Genomic DNA, 6,846 nt, shown 5'->3' with positions numbered 1-6,846 from the left:
CTCGTCGAGCCGGACCTGCCGCGGGGGGACCTGCGGCCCCCGCGTGGGCGGGGGCGAGGCGGGGGGGGGGGGGGGGGGGCCGGCGCCCCCAGGCCTGAGGGGCACGGCGGGGGGGGTGGGGGGGCCGGGCGGACCCCGCGCGGCCCCCCCCCCCCCCCCCCCCCCCCCCCCCCCCCCCCCCCCCCCCCCCCCCCCCCCCCCCCGCAACACCCCGCCCGGCACCCCCGCCCGACCAGGCCCGCCGAGGACGCACGTCCGCACCGAGGACGCACGTGCAGGCGGACGTCCTCGGTGCGGATGTGCGACCTCGTGGGAGCCAGAGGGGCGGAGGGGTCGCGGGGGTGCGGGCAGGATGGCGCGATGGACATCATCCGACGGGCCCGTCACGAGCACGTGTCGGCCTCGCTCGCCGCCTGCGACGACGACGAGCTGGTGGAGTTCCTGCGGGGTGCGCCGGCCGGTGCTGCGGGAGTGGGCGGCGGCGCGGCGGTGCTCGACGTCGACGGTGTCGCGGTGTTCGCCAAGCGGATCCCGATCACCGACCGGGAGCTGGCGCACCCGCACAGCACGGCGAACCTGTTCGACCTGCCGATCGCCTGCCAGTACGGCATGCACCGCCTTGCCGGCCCGGGCTTCGGTGCGTGGCGCGAGCTCGCAGCGAACCTGACCGTCACCGAGGGAGTCCTCGGCGGTGAGTCCGAGCTCTTCGCGCTGCTGCACCACTGGCGGGTTCTCCCGGGGCGGGCGCCCATCGCGTCCGAGCACCGGGACGTCGAGGCCGTCGTGGCCCAGTTCGGAGGCGACCCGGCGGTCCGGACCCGTCTCGAGGAGCTGGCCCGCGCCGACTCGAGCCTCGTCCTGTTCCTCGAGCACGTCCCCGATGCGCTCCTCGACCGGCTGGACGACCCAGCGGGCATCGCCGAGACGTTCGAGCGGCAGCTCCTCGACATCGTCGCGTTCCTGCGTCGTCGTGAGGTGCTGCACATGGACGGACACCTCGCGAACATGCGGGCCGACGACGACCGGATCTACCTCGTCGACTTCGGGCTGGCGACGTCGCCCCGGTTCGACCTGTCCGACGTCGAGCGCGAGTTCGTCGCGCGCAACGTCGACCACGACGCCGACTACGCGGCGATGCGACTGGTGAACTGGCTCGTCACGACCGTGTGCGGGGTGCCGGTGCCGATCAGCGGTGGGCCGGCCGCACGCAACGCGTACGTGCGTCGATGTGCGGGCGGCGACATCCCGCACGAGGTGCCCGCCCCCGTGGCGGGCGTGCTCGCGCGGCACGCTCCCGCTGCGGCGCGGATGAACGACTTCTGCTGGCGCCTGGTCGACGGCGACATCCACGCCCAGTACGCCGGCCACCGATCCACGCCGTAGTCGTACCTGCGCCTGCGGCGGCGGCACCGCGAGCGGCGCCTGGCACCGGTGGGCGCCCGACGACGCACATCCGCACCGAGGACGCCCGTCCGCAGGTGCGTCCTCGGTGCGGATGTGCGACCTCGGGGAGTCGGGTAGGGGAGTCGGGCTGGGGGGGTGGGAACAAGGGGCGGCGGGGTGAGGTTGAGTCTCATAGGCTCAACAATGGCGGCGCTGACTTGCATCGCGCGGGTCGCCGACGCAGACTTGAGCCCAGCAGGCTCAACAGCGTGGCCATGCGCCGCGACCAGACGAAGAAAGAGGCATCTCCCATGGCACGTGCGGTCGGAATCGACCTCGGCACCACCAACTCCGTGGTCGCCGTCCTGGAGGGCGGCGAGCCCACCGTCATCGCGAACGCAGAGGGGTCGCGCACCACGCCGTCCGTCGTCGCGTTCTCCAAGACCGGCGAGGTCCTCGTCGGTGAGGTCGCCAAGCGCCAGGCCGTGACCAACGTCGACCGGACCATCAGCTCGGTCAAGCGCCACATGGGCACCGACTGGAACGTCGACATCGACGACAAGACCTACGGCGCGCAGGAGATCTCCGCACGCGTCCTGGGCAAGCTCAAGCGCGACGCCGAGGAGTACCTGGGCGAGCCCGTGACCGACGCGGTCATCACCGTCCCGGCGTACTTCAACGACGCCGAGCGTCAGGCCACCAAGGACGCCGGCCAGGTCGCGGGTCTCAACGTGCTGCGCATCGTCAACGAGCCCACCGCTGCCGCCCTGGCCTACGGCCTCGAGCGCGGCAAGGAGGACGAGCTCATCCTCGTCTTCGACCTGGGCGGTGGCACCTTCGACGTGTCCCTCCTCGAGGTCGGCAAGGACGAGGACGAGTTCTCGACCATCCAGGTGCGCGCCACCCACGGTGACAACCGCCTCGGCGGCGACGACTGGGACCAGCGCATCGTCGAGCACCTCATCAAGGAGGTCAAGAACACCTCCGGCGTGGACCTCTCCAAGGACAAGATCGCGCTCCAGCGTCTGCGTGAGGCGGCCGAGCAGGCCAAGAAGGAGCTGTCCTCCTCGACCAGCACGAACATCTCGATGCAGTACCTGTCGATGAGCGAGAACGGCCCCATCCACCTGGACTCCAAGCTCACGCGGGCGCAGTTCCAGCAGATGACGGCCGACCTCCTCGAGCGCACCAAGGCGCCGTTCAAGCAGGTCATCGCCGACGCCGGGATCACCGTGGACGACATCCACCACGTCGTCATGGTCGGTGGCTCGACCCGTATGCCGGCCGTGGCCGACGTCGTGCGTGAGCTCACCGGGGGCAAGGAGCCCAACAAGGGCGTCAACCCCGACGAGGTCGTCGCCGTGGGCGCCGCCCTGCAGGCCGGTGTCATCAAGGGTGAGCGCAAGGACGTCCTGCTGATCGACGTCACGCCGCTGTCCCTGGGCATCGAGACCAAGGGCGGGGTGATGACCAAGCTGATCGAGCGCAACACGGCCATCCCGACCAAGCGCAGCGAGATCTTCTCGACCGCCGACGACAACCAGCCCTCGGTGCTGATCCAGGTGTTCCAGGGCGAGCGCGAGTTCGCCCGGGACAACAAGCCGCTCGGCACCTTCGAGCTGACCGGCATCGCCCCGGCCCCCCGCGGCATGCCGCAGATCGAGGTCACCTTCGACATCGACGCCAACGGCATCGTCCACGTGTCCGCCAAGGACCGTGGCACGAACAAGGAGCAGTCGATGACGATCACCGGCGGCTCGGCCCTGGACAAGGACGAGATCGACCGCATGATCAAGGAGGCCGAGGTCCACGCCGCCGAGGACAAGCAGCGTCGCGAGGAGGCCGAGGCCCGCAACCAGGCCGAGGGCCTCGTGTACTCGACCGAGAAGGTCCTCGCCGACAACGCCGACAAGCTGCCCGACGAGGTCAAGGACGAGGTCACCGCGGCGGTCGGCGAGCTCAAGACCGCCCTCGAGGGCACCGACCTCGAGGCCGTGAAGTCCAAGCAGGCGGCACTCGCGACCGTCAGCCAGAAGATCGGCGAGGCGCTCTACGCGGCCGATGCCGAGTCCGCGGCCGCCGCGGGTGACGGGGCGACCGACGGGGCGACCGACGGCGCGTCGGCCGGTTCCTCGGACGAGGACGTCGTCGACGCCGAGATCGTGGACGAGGAAGAGGCCAAGTGACGGACCACCACAGCCCGGCGCCAGGGGACGAGGACTTCGACGCCACCCTGCCCCGGGTCAACGACAGGCGGAAGATCGACCCCGAGACGGGCGCCGTCCGCGAGTCGGCTCCCGCCCAGGAGTCGGCCTCCGCGGACGACGTCCCCGCGGCGGAGCCCGAGCTCTCCCCGGAGAGCGCCGGCGAAGCGCTGGCCGCCGAGCGGCTCGCCGACCTCCAGCGGCTCCAGGCCGAGTACGTCAACTACCGCAAGCGGGTCGACCGTGACCGCCTGGTCGCGCGTGACCAGGCGGTGACCGGGGTGATCGAGTCCCTGCTCGGGGTGCTCGACGACGTCGAGCTGGCCCGCCAGCACGGCGAGCTCACCGAGGGGCCGTTCAGCTCGATCGCCGAGAAGCTCGAGACGAGCCTGTCCCGGTTCGGCTGGGAGCGGTACGGCGCCGCGGGGGAGCCCTTCGACCCGACCGTGCACGAGGCGCTCATGCACGCGCACTCCGACGAGGTGACCGAGCCGACCGTGGTGCAGGTGCTCCAGCCGGGTCACCGCGTGGGCGACCGGGTGGTGCGTGCGGCCCGGGTGGCCGTCGCCGAGCCGGGCGGCTCCTGAACGGTGCACCCGGGGTGTCGGCTGCGGTCGGCACCCCGGGTGCGCAGCACCGTGGCAGAGGGCCCAGACCCTGTGAGTGACAGGGCAGACAGCGCGAGACGGGGTAGGCGATGACCGGTCAGGACTGGTTCGAGAAGGACTTCTACGCGACCCTCGGCGTGCCCAAGAACGCCGACGCCGCGGCCATCAAGAAGGCCTACCGCAAGAAGGCGCGCACCCTGCACCCCGACCACAACCCGGGGGACGCGGGGGCCGAGTCGCGCTTCAAGGACGTCGGTGAGGCCTACGCGGTGCTCTCGGACCCCGAGCAGCGCCAGCAGTACGACGCGATCCGTGCCATGGCGGGCGGCGGCGCGCGCTTCTCCGCGGGTGCGGGCGGTCCCGGAGGCGCGGGTGCCGCGGGCTTCGAGGACCTCTTCGGCGGCCTGTTCGGTGCGGGTGCGGGGCACGGCGCTGCCGGTGGCGAGCGCGTCCGCTACTCCACGCCCGGTGCGGGCGCGGGAGGGGCCGCCGGCTTCGAGGACATCCTCGGGGGCCTGTTCGGCGGGGCGGGGGGCAGCCCGGCCGGTTTCCGTGCTCCTCGCGGGCCGCAGCGCGGTCAGGACCTCGAGGCGAGCACGACGTTGCCCTTCCGTCAGGCGGTCGAGGGGTCGACGGTCACCCTCGGGGTCGAGGGGCGCCGGGTCACCGCGCGCATCCCCGCCGGGGTGCGTGACGGGCAGAAGATCCGGCTGCGTGGCAAGGGTCGACCTGGCGCCGCGGGTGCCCCGGCCGGGGACCTGGTCGTGCTGGTCCACGTCGAGCCGCACCCGGTGTTCACCCTGGACGGTCGGGACCTGCGCGTGGTCGTGCCGGTGACCTTCGCCGAGGCCGCGCTGGGTGCGCAGGTCGAGGTGCCCACCCTGGACGGCGGGACCGTCCGCGTGAAGGTGCCCGAGGGCACGCCGTCGGGCCGGACGCTGCGGGTCAAGGGCCACGGGGTGTCGGGCCCCAAGGGCAAGGGCGATCTGCTGGCGTCGGTGCAGGTCATCGTGCCGCAGCGGCTCTCGGACGAGGCGCGCGCCGCGGTCGAGGCCTTCGCGCAGGCTACCGGTGACGCCGACCCGCGCAGCGACCTCCGGGCCCGGGCGGCGCAGTGACATGGCAGCCCACGACGCACCGGTGTTCGTGATCTCGATCGCTGCCGAGCTCGCCGGGATGCACCCGCAGACCCTGCGTCAGTACGACCGTCTGGGCCTGGTGTCGCCCGGCCGCACGCGTGGCCGGGGCCGTCGATACTCCCTCAAGGACATCGCGACGCTGCGCGAGATCCAGCGGCTCTCCCAGGACGAGGGCATCAACCTCGCCGGGATCAAGCGGATCCTCCACCTCGAGGCGCAGGTCGAGCGGCTCGAGGCGCAGGTCGAGATCCTGCTCTCCCGCGCCGAGCCGGGTCGACGCGTCTTCGCCGCCGGTCCGCAGGGCGAGGTCGTCGCGGTCCCCCGGGGTCACCGTCCGGCGCGGGTCACGAGCAGCGGGGCGCTCGTCGTGTGGCGGCCCTCCCCCTGACCGGGGAGCGGCAGCTCGGGCCAGGGGCCGTCAGCAGACGACCCAGCCTCGACCGACAGGTCGTGACCCAACGACCGGCAACGAGAAGGGGCCTGGGCGGCCGGGTCGGTGGGACTCGGTCGCCCAGGCCCCTTCTCGTCGTGGGGGGATGCTGGGGTCTGTGGTCAGCGGCGCAGGTGCGTGAGCATCTCGGCGGCGCGTTCGTGGGTCTCGGGCAGAGGTTCGATCCAGATCCGCGGCGGCTGGCGCAGCAGGTCCATGAGCTGGAGCAGCGTGGCGTGGGAGTTGACCTCGTCGCGCAGGCGGCGCACACGTTCGCCGAGGTCGCCGTCGCGCTCGAGGAGCAGGGCGAAGGCGCCGCCGCCCAGGGCGGCCATCGGGTGGCCGGGCAGCAGGGCCGAGGTCAGGGCACGGCCCATCGCGGCGGACCGTGCCATGCGACGCCATGGTGCGAGGTCTGCGACGGCGACGTCGACCATCACCAGGCAGTGGGTCTCGTGGACCGGGAGACCGTGACGCCGTGCCGCGCCGTAGGTCTCGCCCAGGCGCACCGACAGGTACTCCAGGGTCGGCAGGCCGGACTCGGGGTCCATGCAGGTCGCCTGGACCGGTGCGGCGTGCGCGGCGTCCGCCCAGCCCTCGCACAGCGAACGGACGAGGTCCAGGCCGGGCTCCGCCGCGACCAGGTCGTAGAGAACGGTCACGTCGTCGATGGTCTCGGCGATCCCGACCCCCGAGGCGCCACGGACCTCACCCAGCCGGTAGCCGGCGGCCCGTGGGCAGGTGCCTGCGCACAGCGCCTCGGTGAGTGCGTCGACCGCCGGGTGGTACCAGTCGTTGGGGCGCAGCCAGACGGCGACCGTCGTCGCGGCCTGCCACTGCTCGCGCAGCGTCGCGGCCGGCGTGGCCTGGACCGACGAGGCATTGCTCATGGAGGGTGAGAGGGCCTTCCGGTAGGTCTATGACGCGACTTCGGGCGATCATTTCGAGCGGATCTCACCCGATGCGTGGCGAGAACCTTGAGAAGTCTGCCCGACGCGCCGATCTACTCCCCAGGAGGCGGAGTCTGTGCGTGCACCTGCTATGGGACCATGATGACCGGCAGGGTCTGCCACCGGGTCGGC

Annotated in this window: 6 protein-coding genes; 5 read left to right on the top strand and 1 reads right to left on the bottom strand. The window is 72.4% G+C overall.

Going from position 1 to position 6,846, the window contains the following annotated elements:
- The first annotated feature begins 360 nt into the window (after positions 1-360).
- The 5 genes from M1R94_RS01815 to M1R94_RS01795 all read left to right on the top strand — a co-directional run bounded on the left by M1R94_RS01815 (position 361) and on the right by M1R94_RS01795 (position 5,722).
- Entirely contained in the window at positions 361-1,383 is a 1,023-nt protein-coding gene (locus M1R94_RS01815; RefSeq protein WP_249379947.1) for a protein kinase family protein, read from the top strand.
- 311 nt (positions 1,384-1,694) lie between these two features.
- Complete coding sequence (gene dnaK, locus M1R94_RS01810) at positions 1,695-3,569, top strand: molecular chaperone DnaK (RefSeq protein ID WP_249379946.1); 1,875 nt, start codon at positions 1,695-1,697, stop codon at positions 3,567-3,569.
- Complete coding sequence (gene grpE / locus M1R94_RS01805) at positions 3,566-4,174, top strand: nucleotide exchange factor GrpE (RefSeq protein ID WP_249379945.1); 609 nt, start codon at positions 3,566-3,568, stop codon at positions 4,172-4,174. The genes dnaK and grpE overlap by 4 nt, the downstream gene beginning before the upstream one ends.
- 110 nt (positions 4,175-4,284) lie before the next feature.
- A complete protein-coding gene (locus M1R94_RS01800; RefSeq protein WP_249379944.1) occupies positions 4,285-5,313 on the top strand; it encodes a DnaJ C-terminal domain-containing protein in 1,029 nt (342 codons plus the stop codon).
- A 1-nt stretch (position 5,314) separates the two neighbouring features.
- Positions 5,315-5,722: a heat shock protein transcriptional repressor HspR gene (locus M1R94_RS01795; protein WP_249379943.1), complete on the top strand. Its 408-nt coding sequence runs from the start codon at positions 5,315-5,317 to the stop codon at positions 5,720-5,722.
- 164 nt (positions 5,723-5,886) lie between these two features.
- On the opposite strand, the gene M1R94_RS01790 is transcribed toward M1R94_RS01795, so the two are convergent.
- On the bottom strand, positions 5,887-6,654 hold the full coding sequence (locus M1R94_RS01790; RefSeq protein ID WP_249379942.1) for a hypothetical protein: 768 nt from the start codon (positions 6,652-6,654) through the stop codon (positions 5,887-5,889).
- Positions 6,655-6,846 lie beyond the last annotated feature (192 nt).

The organism is Actinotalea alkalitolerans (assembly GCF_023369855.1).
Taxonomy (GTDB): Bacteria; Actinomycetota; Actinomycetes; order Actinomycetales; family Cellulomonadaceae; genus Actinotalea.
The sequence above is the reverse complement of the archived record's forward strand: the minus strand, read 5'-3'. Positions and strand labels throughout refer to the sequence as shown.

Coding starts and splice junctions, on each gene's coding strand:
- M1R94_RS01815 (WP_249379947.1), top strand. CDS start 361: ATGGACATCATCCGACGGGCCCGTCACGAGCACGTGTCGGCCTCGCTC.
- dnaK (WP_249379946.1), top strand. CDS start 1,695: ATGGCACGTGCGGTCGGAATCGACCTCGGCACCACCAACTCCGTGGTC.
- M1R94_RS01800 (WP_249379944.1), top strand. CDS start 4,285: ATGACCGGTCAGGACTGGTTCGAGAAGGACTTCTACGCGACCCTCGGC.
- M1R94_RS01795 (WP_249379943.1), top strand. CDS start 5,315: ATGGCAGCCCACGACGCACCGGTGTTCGTGATCTCGATCGCTGCCGAG.
- M1R94_RS01790 (WP_249379942.1), bottom strand. CDS start 6,654: ATGAGCAATGCCTCGTCGGTCCAGGCCACGCCGGCCGCGACGCTGCGC.